Raw genomic sequence first — 20,302 nt, forward strand, 5'->3', positions numbered from 1 at the left:
AAAAAGGCTGCAGGTTGTATCAACCTGCAGCCTTTTTTTCGGCCCGGACGTAATCGCAGACAACTGCCGGTGATTAAACCACCAGACTCGTTTCCAACTCAGCAATCGACACGCTCAGCAGCTCTTTAAGAGTTGCACTGTCATGCGTACCCTGCCGAGCAACCAACCTCTGCACCAATGTTGAAACGGTATAAGGTCGATGCCCTTCGAACCCGAGCAAGACTTCGCCTCGCAAGTTGACATCCGTTGCATACACCTCACGAAAGATCACATTGTGCCCGCTGTCCGGATCAATGATCACCAAGTGTTCCTGGACGATGCTCAGCAACAACTTTTCAGGGGCATCCAGCTCCCAGATCAACTTGCCGGGAATCGGCGCCGCGCTGCCCAGCGAATGCCGGCAGTCGAGGATGACCGATTCGAGCCTCAGCCAGGCCGCCTTTGACAGTTGGTAACTCACCGCTCCTTGCCCCATGCGCAGGATCAAGGTCGTGACATCGTCCGGTATCAGCGGCAGGACATCGCCGATCTTCATCTGGCCTTCAATGACCAATACCTCGGCATCGCGCTGGACATAACTGAGTGGTCCCGCATGCCCCATACCCGGATAGGTCAGCAGTAGTCCGTCCTTGTCTTCATGAAGCAACACGTTGGTTTGTTGTTGCGTTCCCAGCAGCTCAAATGACTCCGGAATTGCAGCCTTTGCCACCCGAATCACACGCTCGGTCCCGGCGACGAACCACATCAGGCTACCGGGTTCCTCCACCGACAGCAGCGAGGTATGAGGCTGGCTGTCCACCAGTTGTTTGAAGCCCTCGTGCATTCGGCCATCCTGAGCAATGACCCACTCACGAGTGACACCGGTAATCCGTGCCGGTTCTTGATCACGCAGCTCGACCATCACGCCGTCGAACGTTGTGCCTCGCAGTCCCGCCACTTCTACCGTCAGCTCGACAAACTGCCAGGGCGCCCACTCACGCAGCGCGGCGGGTAACGCGTCCGCCAAGAGCAATCGCGTCCCCTGACCGAATGCAGGCTCCAGTTTCTGCGGATCGATAAATGCCTGACGATAGACCTCGCCGCTCGAGACATCGAACAACCAGGCCGCCTCGCTATCCGGGGTTACGCTCAGTAAGCGCACCTCCTTTCCATGTCCAAGATCAGCCAGCAGCAACCGATTACCGACGTACCAGGCGCACAAACTCGCGTCGCCACTGAAGTTGGTCAAGTCGACAAGGGCAATACACTCGGCCGCGTGTTTCCGGGCAAGCGGTTCCAATGCGGACCACCAATGCACACGATCCTTGAGCCACGGTTCACTCAAGCCTCCCAACTCAAGGTATCCCTGGCCAGTCACGTTGAAGAACAGACCATCAGACGTCAGCGCCACGTACCCACCTTCAACAGCCACGACATCTTCCAGCTTCTCGGGCTGCACCCACGTATGGGACCACTGTCCTTTGCCCTCCACGACGGTGCGCGACTTGCGGCATAGAAGCTGTTTTTGCCTGTCGTAGATGACAAATACATCGCCCTCGTCCATCGGTGTGAGCAGCGTCAGATCAGTCATGTTGCTGATTGAGTCGGCCCATCCGCGGCCATGATGAAGTCTTGGGGAGGGACGGATGATCAAGTGGTCACTGTCACGAACCCAGGCCATGTCCCGTGTGTTCGCTTCGAACTTCCAGCAAACCGAAACAAAGGGGGCCGGCTGCCAGTCGACGGTGACAAAGGTGCTTTCGTCAGTGACTGGCGTAAAGGGGTAATAGCTGCCCAGTACCTGCGACCAGTCAGTCAGTGTGTCGCTGACACTGAAGACCGATTCCAGCGTCCGATCCATGTCGCGGGTGACCGAACTCAGCAGCAGTTGCCCGTCATGGATCACGTAGACCAGTACATCGCTGCTCTGATTCTCGCGAGCGATTTCCTGTACGACGTGAATCACCCCCTGCGCATCCGCCTCGACGCTCGTGATGGTGGCTGCCGTGTTTTTGAGCAGCAACCGATAACGGTGACTGAGCAGCCCGGTTACCGCGTCGACTTGCCATATTTCGTAATTCTGCGGTTCGTAGAAATAGGCGTAGCCGCTTGCCACCGTCCCCAGCAGTGCTTCATCGGCGGCCAGTACCTCCTCGTTACGGATATACAGGAAACGATCCTCCTTCGCGTCGTACCAGGCCGTGGTATACCGTGGCTCGTCCGGTTTCTCGAACGGAATCAGATAGTGGTGAACCGGCGTATACGGCATCACCAGACGATGCTCTTGCGCCAGAACCTTCAAATGCTCCTGCAGCGTCTGTCGATCCATGCCTGGTGGCACATCCTGCTCGACAAGGGTTAGGATCTGTTTGCCGCGCTCAACCTGAAACACTTGGTTGTCCGTGATCCGGATCAGGATTTCGTGACGACCTTTTCCTGCGAATTCCACCTGAACGTCACCGATAAACAATGCCCCGAAACGCTCCAGCCGAATATCGGTCTCCCTGGCCCAAGAGGCCTCCAGCACCCAACTCGATAGCTGCAGGCTCGGCGACTCGAGTGTCAGATTCGCCCCAGGATTGAGCACCAATGCACAGTGCTTGCCGGCCCCTTGAATCTGATAAGTGACTTTCCCGTGCCAGATCGGGGGAAGAACAGGCACTACCAGCGAGCGTTCGACGGCATCGAGCAGCACATTGATCACTGTTGGCCGATAGACCGGGAACAGGCGATAAAGGATGTATTCACTGGGAAACGAATAGAAGGAAAACAGAAACAACCGCCCGCCATCCGCTTTCTTTTTCTCCAGACGCCGAGCCGTGTCGAACCCGGTGTCATGGCGCAGCGTAGCGAAAGGCAGTGCCTTGTACTCGTAGCCATAACAGGTTTGCGGTGTGCAAGGCAGCACGATGGCCTGCCCGGCGGGCAGAGTGAAGGTTATGCGACCGGGCAGGCCCAGTTCTTGACGAATATCGATCGCCCGCTCGTAATCGCCATCAAAGGTCGGCACCCCGAAATGATCGCGTAACGGATAAAGCCTGGGGCTGTCGAGCAGCAATTTGCCGGCGTTCAGATCCAGCGTCTGAACAATCAACGACGAGCGCGGTATCCACGCGGCCAAAGCGCTGTCGAATCGATAGGCTTGGCGATAAGCCTTTTCAACTTCATCAAAAAACAGCCCGACCTGTTTGGCTTCTTCGGCGATGGCGGCAAAACCCTGAGCCAGTGCCGTCAACCCCACTGCCAACCCGGCCAGCATCACAGCGGCCCCACCCAGGAACGCCCCGGCTGTTGTGACGCCGGCGGCATAAGCGCCTACCGACAACACAAGACTGGCCGAGTCGAAAGCCAGTTGCGTCCCAAACTGCGCCCGCTCGACATCGTTTTGCGCGGTCGTCAACTGGTAGATGTCGAACCCGACATTCGCCAGCTGCAGCAATCCTCCGCTCGCTTCGCCCACACTCGGCCCCACAGCGGCTTTGACCACCGGAGCGACAGTACGGGCAATCAGTTTCTCTTCCACCAGTGCCTGTCGAACCAGGCCTACCAGACCCGCCACATCGACCACATTGCCATGCACCAACTGCGCGTAATTGACATAGGCATGCAACCGGACAGCCAGGGTCAGGGACCGATCGGGTCCTTCCTGTTCCCTCAACGCGTTCATCAGCGCTTGTATGGCGAAGCCGGCGTTCAGGGTATGGACACTACCAACATCGGTAGGATCGCCCGGAACGGATGATTTATTGGCCAAGGCAGCAAAACGTTCCGAGAGGTAGTTTTTTATGCGCAAGAGTCTCAGGTCATCAGTGAAGACTCGTACCACGTGCTCAGGGTTTGCAGGGTCGACCAAGCTCATCCGGTACATCCCGTCGGGCATGATCTCCAGGGTTTCGAACAACGGTACAAGGTGGGGTGCCAACTGATTCTGCTGCTGAAGGCGGGTCGTCACTTGCGCGATCTGTTGCCCCCACCCGTGACTGTCCAGCGCCAATAGACAACTGCCCAGACGAGCGTTACTCATCAATGATTGTCCGCGGGCACTGGCCAGACGCTGCCTGACAGGGCGTTGCGACTGTCCCGCCAACGTGCCGGGTTGCAGCAGTTGCGAGACTGGAGTTGAGCCAGGCAATGCCACTCTCGACACCCGAGAGCCTTCCAGCTCGATCAGATCGAAGGTCGGACGCGCCGCATCGCCATAGGCCGCGTAATGCCTGGCCATCTCTTGCCGGAGGAAAAACTGCTCCAATGCCAGTCTGAATGCGACCGGTTGATCGAACTCGAAAATACCGAAGTTCGGATCGTAAAAGTGATAAGTGCTGCGCTCGCCCTCAATGGTTTTGGCCACCAGCATGGCGTGATTATCGGAGTTGAGCATCAGCGTACTGGTGGCTGTTCTGGCTTGCAGAATATCCACAACCTGACTCAGATCCGAACGCCCCAGCGCGCTGCCCACCTCGCTGATCGGCACGTCCCGCAACGCCTCCAGGCTGTGCAGAAAGAGCGCTGAATCACTCCCTTGCGGCTCGATAACCCCCAGGTAGAATCGCTCGCGCAGAATGTTGGCCGCGGCCTTCCCCTCCGACAAGGCTGCCGCCATCACCAGGGCCAGTGGATAACAACGCCCACCCACCCTGTCACCGGCGCCCTGAAGCAGTAAATCCTGTGGTACCAGCTTGATGGTGCCCGCTTCAAAACCGTCCAGGACAACACCGAGGCGCTCGACAATTTGGTCACGGTATTCGAGTTTCGCCACCTGCTGGATTCGGGCGACCTGCTTGCCCCACTGGCGCAGCGTCAAAGGTTGTTCAAGCGCGTTTTTCTTCAGCCCCAGGGCGGTTTCGGAAAGCGCTGGCGGATGATCGAGAGGGCTGACAAGCCCAACCAGAAACCCGGGAGCCTGGCGTTGATACAGCGCGTGTTCGATCGTTGCATAGCGGCCCGCCGCGCCTAGTTCGCTGAAGCTGTTGGCCAGGTTATCCAGCTGCGGACGAACCGTGTCGAAGCTGCGATTATCCAATGCCTGCGCACCGGTCAAGGCGCCGAGCAGCAGACGCTGCAAGGGGCTCAACTGAGCGACTTCGAGGTTACCCTTGGCGAGTCGGCTCAAGAGTTCATCGATAGGCAACTGTTGTGTCTGCGGATCGCTCAATGATGCAGGCGGCAGCGCATCGGGGCTTTGAGCGAGGATCGATTGGCGGTCATCGAAGCTCAGGGGTACAGCCTTGTCGAAGGTCACCGCACCGTTATGGCTACGATTCATCGTCCGCATGAACGGCTCGCCCAGCTCATCGGCCAGATGCTGCAAAATATCGGTCAGCAGTACATGACGGCCTTCAATCAGCGGCCAGCCATTTTCAAATGTAATAGTTCGACGCTTGAGCAGCTCATTGACGTTACCCTGATAACGAGTGGTGAGTTTGCCTTGCTGCCAGTCGCTGAGTTCTTTGGCGAGCCATTGATCGCTCCCCGCGTTTTCTTGCCAACTGTGATCCTGCTCTTCCTCTGTAGCGTTGTTGAACCCCTCGTTCAAATTAATCAACCCGGCCCATTTTTTTGCGCCTTCAGGGGTGAAATGTGCCGCCGCAAATGTCGTCATTCCCGCTCGCATCACAGCGGGGCCGGAGATATAAATCGTCGCACCGGATTCGGGGCTGATTCCGTCCTCGTAATACTGCACAACCGCTTGCGCATACCTGCCAACTCGATACATCTCCGACTCAGGTAACGAAAAGTTCTCAAGGGTTTGTTCGATGACGCTTTGAGCAACTGTGCTGAGTTCACCGGGCTCCAAGGAGCCCCCCTCTTTCAAGAGTCGTGCTTCAGCGGTATCCATCATGTCGTAGCTGAGTTGTATGCGATCCAGTACCGCTTTCATCGCCTCCGAGCCCGGGTGCGACATCAAGAAAGAATTATTCAGTCTTATATCAACAATTTCCTCCGGGTTATTGGGTTCCTCTCTGATCATGGCCGCTCGAACACCGTGGGCCTCGACATTGAGAGACTTCGGCGCCACAAAGACATCATTCAACGACGGTTGACTACCGGCATACGCTTCCAGCGTAGCCCTTTGCTCCTGCGGAATGCTGTCGATATAACTCTTGTATCGATCGGAGTCTCGTCCCGGCATCCATTGAGGGTTGCGATTGAGCAGTAATTGCAAAACGCCGAGTCGTGCAGGCGTACTCAGCTTATTAACTTCTATACCGGCCAACTTATCGGCAAACGGTGGTAAATAATCCACGTCGCTGTAAATTCCACCCTCCACATATTCCACTGGAAAGCGCACTACATCCGAGGCGGCTGCCAGATTCATTCGAAGGGCGATTTCACGATGATAAATTTCGGCTAAGGGTAAAGCGTTGGGTGGATCCTGAAGATCGCGCAACAAAAAGTGTTCATCGGCCAGACGACTTATACTTCGCTCGTTATTGTATTTTAACTCCCGAAGTGATTGTTCGTTCTGTCCGTAAGCCTTGACCAGCAGATCAATTCGCGCCTCATCGGCACTTTTACCCGCCGCTCGAAACTCATTGATATGATCAAACATTTGCTGCTTAAGCACCCGTGCCCTTGCTACATAGTCATCAGCAAGATCAAAACTGTTATCGGCTCGTCCATTCCTGGAGGATAGAGCATCCGCTTTCGCTGCGGCGACAATCACTTGATTGGTTTTATGCGCCAGCAGCGCATCCCGGTCAAACCACAGATTGAGGGTAAACCCCTCGCGGACCATCACCTGTTTCCAGATATTGATATAGTCTTTCTGGATAGCCCCGATTCCGCCGCCCAGCCATACGAAATGCATTTGTCGGGGGATTTCGCTACTGCCCGATTTCAATATGTTCTGGCTATTCGTTGCACGCAGGGCATAGTCGTCCAGCTTGTCGACTATCAGCTCAAGCGCTTCAGGCATTTCGGTTGTACGCTGAGCCTCGATCTCAGTTGAGCGGCGCCGCCTCGATCTGGATTGCAGGGATACCAGCACATCCCTGAGTAATCCCACCGGCTCCAGTTCCTTGTCCGAGGCAAGGCAGACGATGCATCCGTTGTAATACCTGATCGCGGCATCATACTGCGGCGTATCTTTGTACTCTTGCAATGCAGACTCAAGATCACCCAATTTGAAAATATTGAAGAAATCCTTGAATCCGTCAATTCGTCCACCCTCTAGCTGGCGCATGCATTTACATCCTTGTGGTATAAACTTATCAAGTAATTGGAAAAATAATTTGCTTCGCATGGCACATAACACCCGAAGCAAACCAGCCAAATCATTCACTCCCAAAACAACCTTAAAAAACGAAATTCATTTTGCAAACTACAAAAGCACATCAATTAATTTCAAGAATAAAATTAATATTCAGTAAAAATCTCTCATATAAAAAAGGCATAACGAATACACTGCACCCATTAAAAACCGGACACACAAAAATTCGCCGAGACCTTTCAGCAGTATCGGAAATGCCACTATCAAAATGAAGAACGTACTTAAACGTTAGATAAACAAAGAAAGGAAGAGAGTCCGTCCGGCCAGCGTCTTGGTATAAGCGGCCCCAGGGCGGGGCCGCTATGGATCAGGAAGCAGGCTTCGTGCCGTACCAACGCGGCGTATAGACCCATGTACCGCCCGCGACACGAGCAAAGGCGCAGGTGGTGGAGGAACCGATCAGCACCATCGTGCGCATGTCCACCTGCTCGGGTGTCAGATCGCCCAAGGTGATCACACGGAGCGTTTGGCCGGGCCGACCGATATCGCGCCCCAGCACCACCGGGGTTTCAGGGGTACGGTGCTGCGCGACGATCTCCAGCGCACGGCCCAGCTGCCATGGCCGCGAGCGGGAGATCGGATTGTAAAAGGCCAGCGCCAGATCGGCTTCGGCGGCCAGGTCCAAGCGCTTTTCGATGATCGACCACGGCTTGAGGTTGTCCGACAGCGACATCACGCAGAAGTCATGCCCCAACGGCGCACCGGCCTGAGCGGCCGTCGCCAGCGAAGCGGAAACCCCCGGCAGAATCTCCAGATCGACGCTGTGCCAGGCCGGGTCAGTCGACTCGTGCAAGGCTTCCAGCACCGCGGCGGCCATGGCGAACACGCCGGGATCACCGGACGAGACCACGATCACCGACCGCCCCTGGGCCGCCAGTTCGAAGGCGTGACGGGCACGCTGCATCTCTTCGCGGTTGTCGGTGCAGTGCAGCACTTGATCCGGCCGAAACAGGCCGGCCATGCGCACATAGGTTTCATAACCGAGCACATCAGTGGCTCTGGCCAGTTCGGCCTTCACCGCAGGCACCATCAATTCGGCAGCACCCGGGCCCAGGCCGATCACGGCCAGTCGACCGCGTGGCTGGCCGATCTGCACAACGTTCAGTGGCTGTTCGGCGATTGCCAATGCCAGGTTTTCGTCGATCGGGATAATCGTCGCGCCGGGAATAGCCTCGCGAGCCAACTCGCTGGCATCGCCTGCAGCCGACGCAAAACGCAGCGGCACACCCAACTCAAGCGCCGCCTCGCGCAACGCCGGGCTGGCCATCTCGGTGGCCGGCGCCAACAAGCACGCCAGCGATTGAACGGCGACTTGGGCCTGACGCAGCGCCGCGCGAATCGCCTGGGGCAATTGCGCCACACTGGCGCTGACCGCCAGCAAGACACTGCGCGGATAGATCAACAGTTCATTGGCGGCCGGCGTCCGTTCGGCGCTGCCGACATGGATCGACAAATGCGCCTCGGGATCTTGCGGCAACTGTGCTTGCGCCAGCCAGGGCGCAGCGCCTTCGATGCGCACGTGTTCGCCGGCCAGCAAGTCCGAGACGAAGCGCTTGCCCAACTCCAGATCGCCCAAGGCATAACCGTCGGGTGGATTGAGCAGGCAGGTGCCAAAACGCAATTCACCGCTGGTGGTGATCGCCGCCGCGACGTCGAGGCCGGCGGCAATCTCGCGCGCCATGACATTCACCCCACCGAGGCCGCCGAGCAGCGGCACCACGGCGCTGCCGTCCTCGGCCACGGCCAGCACCGGTGGCTCAGCACCTTTTTCCAGCAGCAACGGCGCCAGGGTGCGGATCACAATCCCGGCGGCGCACAGCGCGATGATTGGCGCGTCCTGTTGATAAAGCTCGCGCAGGGTCGCGCCGAACTCGTGATAAACACGGTCCGCGCCATCGACCCGTTCGGCCAATCCATGGATCAGTGCATCCGGATACACCTGCTGAATTTTGCGCGCGGTGGCGAGGCTGCCATTGCCGAGAATGACAATCGCCGGAGCGGAATGGGCCATCAGCCTTGCCACCTTTCACCGGGAACGATGATCAGCGAGAAATACGGCGAGGACATCGGCTCGACCTGATCCAGCGGCACGATTTTCTGATTGGCCATGGTCGCGCGCTCGACGTACAGCGCACGCTGCGCCAGACCGAGTTCTTCGAGCACCTGCCGGACCTTGGGAAAGTTGCGCCCCAGTTTCATGATCACCGCCGCATCGGCACCGGCCAGTCGCCGCTTGAGGTCTTCGTGGGGCAACACCCCCGACAACACCGACAGGCTCTGATTGCGATACACCAGCGGTGCGCCGAGTACCGACGCACCGCCGAGCATCGAGCAGACCCCCGGCACGACTTCGGCTTCATAGCGTTCGGCCAGACGATCGTGCAGGTACATGTAAGAGCCGTAGAAGAACGGATCGCCTTCGCAAATCACCGCCACGTCACGGCCAGCGTCCAGATGCGCGGCGAGTTGTTCGCCAGCGGTGTCATAGAAATCGCTGATCACTTGTTCGTACGACAACGGCGCCGGTAGCGCTTCAGTGGTCACCGGGTAAACCAGCGGCAGCAGGGTTTGCGCGTCCTGCAGGTGCGCTTCGATGATGCCGAAGGCGTTGCCCTTTTTGCCCTTGGCGACGAAGTACGCCACCACCGGCGATTCGCGCAGCAGGCGCAAGGCTTTGACGGTAATCAGTTCCGGATCACCGGGGCCGACGCCCAGGCCAATCAAACGTCCAGGTTGCTGCATCATTCGATCTCCGTGGCGAGGGCGTTGACGGCGGCGGCGGCCATGGCACTACCGCCCAGCCGGCCTTGCATGATGACGAAAGGCACGCCACGGCTGTCCGCCGCGAGCATCGCCTTGGATTCGGCGGCGCCGACAAAACCCACCGGGAAGCCGAGGATCAGCGCCGGTTTCGGCGCGCCGGCGTCGAGCATTTCCAGCAGATAAAACAGCGCGGTCGGCGCATTGCCGATCACCACCACGCTGCCTTCCAGATGCGGGCGCCACAGTTCCAGCGCGGCGGCGGAACGGGTATTGCCCAACTCACGGGCAAGCTCCGGAACGCTGTCGTCGCGCAGGGTGCAAATCACCGGGTTGTTGGCGGGCAAACGCGCGCGGGTCACGCCTTCGCTGACCATCCGCGCGTCGCACAGAATCGGCGCGCCAGCCGCCAGCGCATCACGCCCGGCCTTGCCCGCACCTTCGGAAAATTGCAGCCCGTCGATGGCCTCGACCATGCCGCAGGCGTGGATCACCCGCACCGCGAGTTTCTCCAGATCGGCCGGGATGCGCTCGAGGTTGGCCTCGGCGCGAATGATCGCGAAGGAGTTGCGATAGATCTCCTGACCGTCGCGGATGTAATCAAGCATCAAGGGAACTCCGTGGGCGGGCGTCGAGCAAGGCGCCGACCGCTTCAATAGTAAGATTGCGTGCGTGCAGGGCACCGAAACCCGGCTGCCCCGCATCGCGAAAATAGAGATCGTAGTGACCGGGGGTGACGGCCAGTAACGTGACCGGCGCCACATGGGCGGCAGCGCAGGAACGCTGGCAACCGCACACATGCACCGTTTGATCGTGACGTTGCAACAGCGCGGCCAGTTGCACCGCGTCGCTCTTGGTATTGGCCAGGCCTTTGCCGCAGCCAGCGGAACCCGTGCAGGCGATCAACCGTGACAAGGGCTGATCGGGTTCACACAGCAGGCCCAGTTGCTCCAGGCGCCGAATGACTTCGGGCGCCCGTTCTTTTCCAACAGTGGGTAGCAACAGACTTTGCCATGGGGTGAACCGCAGGCTCCCGTCGCCGAACTCGCGCGCCAGTTGCGCCGCGCCTCTGAGCATGACGGGATCGAGCCGTCCCAAAGGAGGTACGGCACCGATATAGACATATTCGGTTCCAGCCTGCGGATGAACGCCGATGTGCAGAGCGTCCGGGCTCAATGAACGCCGCCAATCGGTGATCGGGTTCAAGGGCACACGCTCGGCCAGGCGAGCGAGAAAATCCACGGCCGGGATTTCGGCCAGAACATGACGCATCCGTGTTTGATCGGGCCGCGCCAAATCGAGAAACAACTCCAGCACTGCAACGACCAACGCGTGTCCTTGCTCAAGTGACACTGAACCTGCGGGAGTGTCCGTGGGGCAACCCGCCAGACCGAATGCCAGCAACCGTTCGCCGTCTCGCTCAGCAGCAGACAACCACAGATCATGGGGATGTTCGAGCATCGCCAACGCCTCGCCGCCGTCGAGTTGCACGGCAAACTTGGCGCTGAGCTCGTGAAAGCGTTCGTGGCTTTGCAGGGTGTCGAGAATCTGTTCCGCCAGCGGGCGCGTGTCAAACAGCCTATGCCGATCAATCCCGGCGGCCGGGCTGAGCATCAGGTTGCGCACATCGTCGCCAGCGGCGGTACGCGGGCCCAATCCGACGGCGAGCAGGCTGTCGATCAGTGCCGTCTGCTCGCTGCCGATCCCGCGAATCTGCAGGTTGGCGCGGTTGGTCGCCTCGATCACGCCCCCGGCAAACCGTTCGGCCGCACGGGCCACCGCTTCAGCCTGGGCAGTGCTGATCGAGCCGCCGTTCAATTTGATCCGACAAATGCCGCCATCCAGTGCCTGGACGATACGCAGCAACCCCGGGCAGGCCGAGGGGCGTAAAGCGGTGGACATCGGGCGTTCGTTCAAAGGAGGTGACCGGCTGGCAGTGCTGTGGTGGGCGAAAGGTCGCCATTATGCCTGCTTTGCCCGAGCGCATGAAAATGCCTGCCGGTCGGAATCCGCCATGGCTACACATTAAGCAGCCTGGCGCTGTTCAGAGTTCGTATTCTTCAAGCTTGAAAGGGATCTCGCGAAGGGCCTGCTCAACGCTCGCTCGATGGGCATCCATCGCCCGGCGCTTGATCACCAGTTTTCTGGCGCGAATATCCAGTTGCGACATCGGCTGATGGATCTGCCAAAACAGATAGGTGGTATTGAGGACCATCTTGATAAACCGGATGTGACTGAGCACCACAACCAACTCGCCGCTGGCGTTATAACTGATCGGCAAGATATGCGAGCTGAACGTCTTGCCACTCAGGGCGGTAAACTTTTTCAGGATCGCCGCATCGTTTTCCAGCGCTGCAAGTCCTGCTTCAACTTGTGCCAACTGGGAACGAGTGAGCAACGGCGCCGCCAACTTCCGCCATGCCTCCTGCACGCTTCCGGAAAATTCGCGCTGGACCCGAACGACGGGCTGTTCCTCAAGGCTCCAGCCAAATGACCAGAGAATGCCGGCAAAGTGTTCAAACCATTCAGCAGGCTGGGTACTGCTGTTGTAAAGTTCGTCCGCCTTGATCTGCGCGAGTAGAACGCAGTTCTTTACAAAATGGTTGTCGGCTGCAGTCTGGCCCTCGATGCCTGTGAACAACATATTGTTCACAGCGATTGCATTGCTGCGGATGTTATCTGTGTTTGAATTGATATCCATATCTCTTCCTGCCAACCTGGCAATCATTAAAAAATAAAATGCTTCGTCGTTAAATCAGAACTTTCATTAAGCCCGACTTAAGCTGGACCCAAACTAGCAAAAACACGCATTAAGCAAACCGCTTTTGCACAACATTAAGTTTCCGCTATCGGTTAAACATTCTCCGACAACCGACCCGCGTCAGCTACCGGCAGCCGCGTTATCATGCCGCCCTTGAAGATCAACCCTGGATTAAGGAACGGCATGACACCCTGGCTAACGGTTGTGGGAATCGGTGAAGACGGCTTCAAGGGCTTGGGCAAAAACGCCCGACGCGCCCTGATGGCCGCCTCGCGGATCATCGGCGGCCAGCGCCAACTGGATTTGCTGCCGGTGTGCATTCGCGGCGAACGCCAGTTGTGGCCCAGTCCGTTTACCCTTGAGCCGTTACTGGCACTGCGTGGCGAGCCGGTTTGTGTGCTGGCCAGCGGCGACCCGATGTTCTTTGGCGTCGGCGCCAGCCTTGCGCGACACCTGCCCGGCGCAGAAATGCTGATCCTGCCCGCCCCGTCTTCCGTGTCACTGGCGGCCGCTCGCCTGGGCTGGCCATTGCAGGATGTGGTGACACTGTCGGTGGTCGCCCGTCCCATCGCCGCACTCAACGCCCATCTGTTCAGTGGGGTGCGCTTGCTGGTATTGAGCAATGACGGCCAGACTCCGGCGGCGCTCGCTGCATTGCTGCGCGAGCGCGGTTTCGGGCCGAGTCGCCTCACCGTGCTGGAACATCTGGGCGGCGAAGCCGAACGACGCATCGAGGGTGTTGCCAACGACTGGAATGAGCCGGTGATCGCCGATCTGAACCTGATCGCCATCGAATGCATCGCCGAACCGAACACGCCACGCCTGTCCCGGCTCGCCGGCCTGCCGGACTCCGCCTTCCAGCACGACGGCCAACTGACCAAACGCGATGTGCGCGCCATTACCCTCGCGCGCCTCGCCCCGACACCCGGCGAACTGCTGTGGGACGTCGGCGCCGGCAGCGGTTCGATTGGAATTGAGTGGATGCGTGCTCATCCGAGTTGCCGGGCACTGGCCATCGAAGCGGATGAAGGTCGGCAGTTGTTGATCGAACACAACCGCGATGTCTTGGGCGTCCCCGGCCTGCAATTGATTCGCGGCAGCGCGCCCCAAGCCCTGGATGGGCTGGAACGCCCGGACGCCATTTTCATCGGTGGCGGCGTCACCCGCGAAGGCGTGCTCGATACTTGCTGGGCGCAACTCAAACCCGGCGGTCGACTGGTGGCCAACGCCGTTACCCTGCAAAGTGAAGTGACCCTGATGGCCTGGCGCGAGCGGCATGGCGGTGAATTGACCCGCATTCATGTCGCCCAGGCGCAACCGCTGGGCGAGTTCGATACCTGGCGCCAGGCGCTGCCGATTACGTTGCTGGACGTGACGAAGCCCCTCGATGCGTGACGAAACCGCCGAACAACCCGCCCCGCTGCGCAGCGGCCTGACCACCGGCAGCTGCGCCACCGCCACCAGCCTCGCGGCGGCACGCCTGCTGCTCAGTGGCGTGGAAGAGGACGCCGTCGAGATCATTCTGCCCAAAGGCAAACGGGTGCAAATGCGCCTGGAATTCTGTCGGCTGACAGACGACGGCGCCGAAGCCGGAACGATCAAGGACGCCGGCGACGACCCGGATGTGACCCACGGCGCCCTGCTCTTTTCCCAGGTGCGCCTGCACAGTGAGCCGGGCATTCGCTTCAGCGCCGGTCGTGGGGTGGGCACCGTCACACGGCCCGGGCTGGTGCTGAACGTCGGCGAACCGGCGATCAACCCGGTGCCGCGCAAGATGATCAGCGAGCACCTGACGCTGCTGGCCGAAGAACTGGATTATCAGGGCGGCTTCGAGGTCACGGTGAACGTCGAGGACGGCGAAGCCCTGGCACTGAAAACCATGAACCCGCGACTGGGAATTCTCGGCGGCCTGTCGATCCTCGGCACCAGCGGCATCGTCCGGCCATTCTCCTGCGCGGCCTACATCGCCTCGATCCACCAGGGCATCGACGTCGCCAAAACCAACGGTTTCCTGCACATCGCCGCATGCACCGGCAACGCCAGCGAAGACACCATGCGCCGGGTCTACGACTTGCCGGAAATCGCCCTGATCGAAATGGGCGACTTCGTTGGCGCGGTGCTCAAGCACTTGCGTAAAGTGCCTGTGGATAAACTCAGCCTGTGCGGCGGGTTCGGCAAGATCAGCAAACTGGCCGCCGGGCACATGGATTTGCACAGTCGGCATTCCAGCATCGACCTGCCGCAACTGGCCGAATGGGCGGCTGAGGTTGGCGCCGATGAGACGTTGCAACAGATGATCCGCGAAGCCAATACCAGTCAGCAGGCGTTGGCCATGGCCAGCGCTGCCGGGATCGCGCTCGGCGACGCGGTGTGTCAGCACGCCTTGGACTTTGCCCGCAGCGTGGTGCCGGCGCAGGTTCAGGTCGAAGTATTCGCCATCGATCGCCAGGGCGGGATTGTCGGCCATGCAGGAGTTTTTCCATGAAGCGCGTGTTGTTGCTCGGCGGCGTCACGGAGGCCCTGGCCATCGCCCGGATGCTGGGCCCGGAACACATCTATAGCCTGGCCGGTGTCGGTCGCGTGCCGACGGATCTGAACTGCCAGGTTCGGGTTGGCGGCTATGGCGGCGCTGAAGGTCTGGCGCAGTTCATTCGCGATGAAGGCATTGACCTGCTGCTGGATGCGACCCATCCCTACGCGGCCCAAATCAGTCAGAACGCCGCGACCGCCGCGCAATTGAGTGGCATTGCATGCTGGGCCCTGCGGCGTCCGGCCTGGCAACCACAAGCCGGGGATGACTGGCGCGAAGTCAGCGGCTGGGCCGAATTGATCGAAGCGTTGAAACCGTTCCGGCGACCGCTGTTTACCCTTGGTCGCGAGCCATTGCAGCACCTGCACGAAATCCCGCCGGAGCAATTCTGGACGTTGCGTGCGTTGGACGCTTATCCCGGGAATGAGCGCTGCGAGGTGATTGGCGCGCGTGGGCCGTTTCTGATCGAGGATGAACGCGAGCTGTTCGAACGGCGGCAGATCGATGTGCTGATCAGCAAGAACAGCGGCAGCACCGCCACCGAGCCGAAACTGGAAGTGGCGCGGGAACGCGGAGTGCCGGTGCTGGTGTTGAAGCGGCCAGTGTTGCCGGGGGTGGAGCGGGAGTTTGGGGCGGTGGATGAGATATTAGCGGCCCTTACACAAAACCTGTAGCAGCTGGCGAAGCCTGCGTTCGGCTGCGCAGCAGTCGTAAAATCAAACACCACGGTCCGTCAGGTTGATCGTGGCGCATGGGGATCACGACTGCTACGCAGCCTTCGGCAGCTGCTACAGAAAATGTGCAACACCCTACATATCCATCGGACGTAACGCACAACATCATCCAAATCGGCTGACTTGTGGGCTCACAACCCAACTCCTATATTTCGGGTACCACTTACGTAGCGGGGGAATGCCGAATGCCCGAAAAATTCACTCGTTTCGATATCACCGAGTTTATCCAGCCCCCTATCGATATGTGGCACTACCTCAAGGCTTGCGAAGAGGAAGACCCAGGCGATGGGAGCCTCAATCGTGTGGCGCTCAGAGATGTCAAACACACAATTCGGGCAAGAATCCAACGCGACGCTCAATTCGCTCAGGCATTAAGAATCGAAGTCGCTACACTCTTTCAAAACGGCGAGTCTGAGCTCGCACGTCGGCTACTCGATCTGCTGACTGAAGCACTGCGACACCACACCGCACGCGGCCTTTTTACTTATCGCCCCTGATCAGGCTAAATAGCCGCGCCTGATCGCCCACTCAACCGGATCTGTCCTCATGTCCCGACAACGGCTCGCATTTGCCTGGATCGCCTGCTTTGCAGTGCTGTTCAACATGCTCGCCATGCCAATGTCCGGAGCGATGGCGCAGACGGCGAAATCACCTGCAGAGCAATTGTTGTGGGGCAGTTTCTGCTCTTCCAACGGCACTAAACTGGTAGCGATTTCCCTGGGCGATATCGAGCAGAAAGCTCCGCAGAGCGACGATCATTCCAACATGCAGCATTGCTGGTGCTGTTCGGGCTCTGCGCCATTGGTGGCGTTGCCGGGGCATACGCCGCGGTTGTATTACGCACGTTTCGAGGCCAATCGAAGCCTGCCGCCGGCCACGCTCGACACCCCTACACCGCGCCAGCAATGGCCGAGTCTCAACCCCCGCGCGTCCCCTCTGGTGTGATTCCTTCTCGCAATTGACCTGCGTTTTGAATCGTTCTGGAGAACTGCCATGTTGAACAAACTCATCGTTCTGGCTGTGTTGCTGCTGCCTGCCTGTTTTGCCAATGCTCACGAATACAAGGCTGGCGAGCTTGAGATTGCCCATCCGTGGTCGCAAGAGTTGCCGCCCAACGCGCCCAACGTCGCGGCGTATTTCGTGATTCACAACAACGGCAAAACCGCCGACCGACTGCTGAGCGTTGACTCACCAATTTCGGGAAAGGCCGAATTGCACGAGCACGTGAAGCAAAACGACCTGATGAAAATGCAGCAAGTGCCAAGCGTCGAGATTCCGGCTGGCGGCGAAGTCACCTTCGCACCGATGGCCTATCACGTAATGCTGCTGGAGCTGAAAGACCGCAGCCTGTTGAGCGACGGCAAGCGCTTCGCGCTGACGATGCACTTCGAAAAATCCGGCGATGTGACGGTCGAAGTCGCGGTGCAGAAAAAGGCGCCTGACGGCATGCAAGAGCATATGCACGCTCAGTAATCGCCCACGTTGAAAACGCCCATGCGCCCGCTTGGCACCCGGTCATCCGTGCACCGCCGTCAGCCAATGAGCCTGACGCGCGGTAGCTGGATCAGCCTGTTCGCCATGCTGATGATCTTTATCGGCCCGCTGATTTCTCAGTCGATGCCGATGGATCAACGCGCCTCAATGTCCATGAGCATGAGCATGTCGATGGACATGCCGGCCATGGAGCATGGCGCGCAACCCGCCGCCGAGCACTGCCCACCCAAAGCCGACCATCACGCACTCTGGGAAAAATGCGGCTATTGCAGCCTACTGTTCAATTGCCCGGCGCTCACTGGCGGTCAGGCCTTCATTGCATTCGACACGCCCAAAGCCACCACCTTCACCACCCCCTCCACCCGCCTGGGCCACGCCCGGCAAACCTTCTTCCCCGGCGCCCGCACCCGCGCACCGCCCATCGTCGCGTAAACACTCACTTCCAATTTCACACGGTTTAGAAGACAGCCGCAGGCTGCCGGCCGTGTCGTTTACGACTGTTCGATGGAAATTGTCATGTCCAGGTTTTCTGCTGACACACGTTTGGGCGCTGCCCAGGCTTCTTTTGCCCTGAACGAATCTCGCGTTCGCTTCAGGCACGCCACCGCCATTCTTTGCGGCTTGCTGCTGACACCGATGGTGCTGGCCGATGAACACACCGGCCACACCGAAGAACTGAGCCCGACGGTGATCACCGCCATCGCGCCAAGTTCGCCACTGACCATCGTCACCAATCCCAAGGACCCGCGCCAACCGGTCCCGGCCAGCGACGGTGGCGATTATCTGAAGACCATCCCCGGCTTCGCGCTGGTGCGCAACGGCGGCACCAATGGCGATCCGGTGCTGCGCGGCATGTTCGGCTCGCGACTGAATATCCTCACCAACGGCAGCATGATGCTCGGCGCCTGCCCCGGCCGCATGGACGCGCCAACTTCGTACATTTCACCAGAAACCTACGACAAACTCACCGTCATCAAAGGCCCGCAAACCGTGCTCTGGGGCCCCGGCGCATCGGCCGGCACCGTCCTGTTCGACCGTGAGCCGGAAAGCTTCGGCGAACTCGGCACCCGGGTGAACGCCAGCGTGCTGGCCGGTTCCAACGGCCGCTTCGACAAAGTGGTGGACGCCGCAGCAGGCGGGCCGCTGGGTTACGTGCGCGTGATCGGCAATACCGCGCATTCTGACGACTACAAGGACGGCAACAACGACACCGTGCCCTCGCGCTATGACAAGTGGAACGGCGACGTCGCTGTCGGCTGGACCCCGAGCGCCGATACGCTGCTGGAACTGACCGCCGGCAAGGGCGATGGCGAAGCCCGTTACGCCGGCCGCGGCATGGACGGCTCGCAGTTCTTGCGCGAAAGCCTGGGCCTGCGCTTCGAACAGTCAAACATCGGTGAAGTGCTGGATAAGGTCGAGGCGCAGGTCTACTACAACTACGCCGACCACGTGATGGACAACTACACCCTGCGCACGCCGTCCGGCACCGGGATGATGGCCGGCCCCATGGCCTCCAATGTCGACCGTCGAACCCTCGGCGCGCGGATCAAAGCCACTTGGCGCTGGGCCGATGTGCAACTGATCAGTGGCCTGGATGCGCAGACCAACGAACATCGCCAACGCAGCGCAATGGGCGTCGACGCCTACAAGGATGTACCGCGCAACAAGGACGCCGACTTCCACAACTACGGTGTGTTCAGCGAACTGACCTGGTACGCCGCCGACCGTGATCGGCTGATCACTGGGGCACGACTGGATCGCGCGTCGGCCAAGGATTATCGGCAAACCATCGGCTCCGGGATGATGGCCCGCCCCAACCCGACGGCCGACGACACCCGCGCCGACACACTGCCCAGCGGTTTCATCCGTTACGAGCATGACCTGGCCGACAGCCCGACCACGCTGTATGCGGGCCTCGGTCACGCCCAGCGTTTCCCGGATTACTGGGAGCTGTTTTCGCCCAAGTCCGGCCCCGCCGGTTCGGTGAATGCCTTCGACTCGATCAAGCCGGAAAAAACCACTCAGCTCGACTTTGGCCTGCAATACAAGACCGAAGACCTCGAAGCCTGGGCCTCGGGTTACGTCGGGCAAGTGCGCGATTACATCCTGTTCAACTACACGCCGGGGATGATGGGCATGACCTCGCAAGCCGAGAACATCGACGCGCGCATCATGGGCGGCGAACTCGGCGCGGCCTACAAGCTAACGGCCAACTGGAAAGCCGACGCGACCCTGGCCTACACCTGGGGCAAGAACAGCAGCGATGGCAGCGCCCTGCCGCAGATGCCACCGCTCGATGCCCGTTTCGGCCTGACCTACAGCGAAGACAACTGGAGCGCCGGCGCCTTGTGGCGCGTGGTTGCCGCGCAGAACCGCATCGACCGGAACAAGGGCAACGTGGTCGGCAAAGACTTCGACACGAGCTCTGGGTTCGGCGTGTTCTCGCTCAACGGTGCGTACCGGATCAACAAGAACTGGAAGGTCAGCAGCGGCGTCGACAACCTCTTTAACAAGGCTTACGCCGAACACTTGAACCTGGCCGGCAACGCCGGTTTCGGCTTCCCGACCAATGATCCGCAAGCCATCAACGAACCGGGGCGCACGCTCTGGACCAAGGTTGATATGAGCTTCTAAAAGCATCGCGAGCAGGCTCAACACCGGCCATGTGGGAGCGGGCTTGCTCGCGAAAGCGTTGTGTCAGGCGACATCAATGTCGGCTGTGCCGCCGTCTTCGCGAGCAAGCCCGCTCCCACAGGGGGTCCGGTGTTCAACCC

14 protein-coding genes are annotated in these 20,302 nt (G+C 59.6%); 8 read left to right on the forward strand and 6 right to left on the reverse strand.

Annotated features, from left to right (window positions below; genetic code table 11):
• Positions 1–73: 73 nt before the first annotated feature.
• From IB250_RS24135 to IB250_RS24160, 6 genes are all read right to left on the reverse strand, one after another.
• Entirely contained in the window at positions 74–7,162 is a 7,089-nt protein-coding gene (locus IB250_RS24135; protein WP_192345866.1) for a TcdA/TcdB pore-forming domain-containing protein, read from the reverse strand.
• 394 nt (positions 7,163–7,556) lie between these two features.
• The gene (cobJ, locus tag IB250_RS24140) at positions 7,557–9,260 is read right to left on the reverse strand and encodes a precorrin-3B C(17)-methyltransferase (protein WP_192345867.1); all 1,704 of its coding nucleotides are present in this window, start codon (positions 9,258–9,260) and stop codon (positions 7,557–7,559) included.
• Positions 9,260–9,991 (reverse strand): precorrin-2 C(20)-methyltransferase, encoded by a 732-nt coding sequence (locus IB250_RS24145; RefSeq protein ID WP_192346064.1) that lies wholly within the window; start codon positions 9,989–9,991, stop codon positions 9,260–9,262. Before IB250_RS24145 ends, cobJ begins: the two co-directional genes overlap by 1 nt.
• Complete coding sequence (locus tag IB250_RS24150) at positions 9,991–10,617, reverse strand: precorrin-8X methylmutase (protein ID WP_007907400.1); 627 nt, start codon at positions 10,615–10,617, stop codon at positions 9,991–9,993. The genes IB250_RS24145 and IB250_RS24150 overlap by 1 nt, the downstream gene beginning before the upstream one ends.
• On the reverse strand, positions 10,610–11,911 hold the full coding sequence (gene cobG, locus IB250_RS24155) for a precorrin-3B synthase (protein WP_192345868.1): 1,302 nt from the start codon (positions 11,909–11,911) through the stop codon (positions 10,610–10,612). Before cobG ends, IB250_RS24150 begins: the two co-directional genes overlap by 8 nt.
• 142 nt (positions 11,912–12,053) lie before the next feature.
• Positions 12,054–12,710 carry a hypothetical protein gene (locus tag IB250_RS24160; RefSeq protein WP_192345869.1) on the reverse strand — a complete coding sequence of 219 codons (657 nt, stop codon included), beginning with the start codon at positions 12,708–12,710 and terminating at the stop codon, positions 12,054–12,056.
• Between the two features lie 243 nt (positions 12,711–12,953).
• On the opposite strand from IB250_RS24160, the gene cbiE reads away from it, so the two are divergent.
• From cbiE to IB250_RS24200, 8 genes are all read left to right on the forward strand, one after another.
• On the forward strand, positions 12,954–14,165 hold the full coding sequence (gene cbiE / locus IB250_RS24165) for a precorrin-6y C5,15-methyltransferase (decarboxylating) subunit CbiE (RefSeq protein ID WP_192345870.1): 1,212 nt from the start codon (positions 12,954–12,956) through the stop codon (positions 14,163–14,165).
• On the forward strand, positions 14,158–15,255 hold the full coding sequence (locus IB250_RS24170; RefSeq protein ID WP_192345871.1) for a cobalt-precorrin-5B (C(1))-methyltransferase: 1,098 nt from the start codon (positions 14,158–14,160) through the stop codon (positions 15,253–15,255). The genes cbiE and IB250_RS24170 overlap by 8 nt, the downstream gene beginning before the upstream one ends.
• Positions 15,252–15,974: a cobalt-precorrin-6A reductase gene (locus tag IB250_RS24175; protein WP_192345873.1), complete on the forward strand. Its 723-nt coding sequence runs from the start codon at positions 15,252–15,254 to the stop codon at positions 15,972–15,974. Before IB250_RS24170 ends, IB250_RS24175 begins: the two co-directional genes overlap by 4 nt.
• A 245-nt stretch (positions 15,975–16,219) precedes the next feature.
• Complete coding sequence (locus tag IB250_RS24180; protein ID WP_192345875.1) at positions 16,220–16,531, forward strand: hypothetical protein; 312 nt, start codon at positions 16,220–16,222, stop codon at positions 16,529–16,531.
• 49 nt (positions 16,532–16,580) lie between these two features.
• Positions 16,581–16,979 (forward strand): DUF2946 domain-containing protein, encoded by a 399-nt coding sequence (locus IB250_RS24185; protein ID WP_192345876.1) that lies wholly within the window; start codon positions 16,581–16,583, stop codon positions 16,977–16,979.
• Positions 16,980–17,027: 48 nt separating this feature from the next.
• Entirely contained in the window at positions 17,028–17,507 is a 480-nt protein-coding gene (locus tag IB250_RS24190) for a copper chaperone PCu(A)C (protein ID WP_192345878.1), read from the forward strand.
• Positions 17,508–17,528: 21 nt separating this feature from the next.
• Complete coding sequence (locus IB250_RS24195; protein WP_192345880.1) at positions 17,529–17,960, forward strand: DUF2946 domain-containing protein; 432 nt, start codon at positions 17,529–17,531, stop codon at positions 17,958–17,960.
• Between the two features lie 84 nt (positions 17,961–18,044).
• On the forward strand, positions 18,045–20,162 hold the full coding sequence (locus IB250_RS24200; RefSeq protein ID WP_192345882.1) for a TonB-dependent copper receptor: 2,118 nt from the start codon (positions 18,045–18,047) through the stop codon (positions 20,160–20,162).
• Positions 20,163–20,302 lie beyond the last annotated feature (140 nt).

Source organism: Pseudomonas sp. PDM09 (assembly GCF_014852305.1).
Taxonomy (GTDB): Bacteria; Pseudomonadota; Gammaproteobacteria; order Pseudomonadales; family Pseudomonadaceae; genus Aquipseudomonas.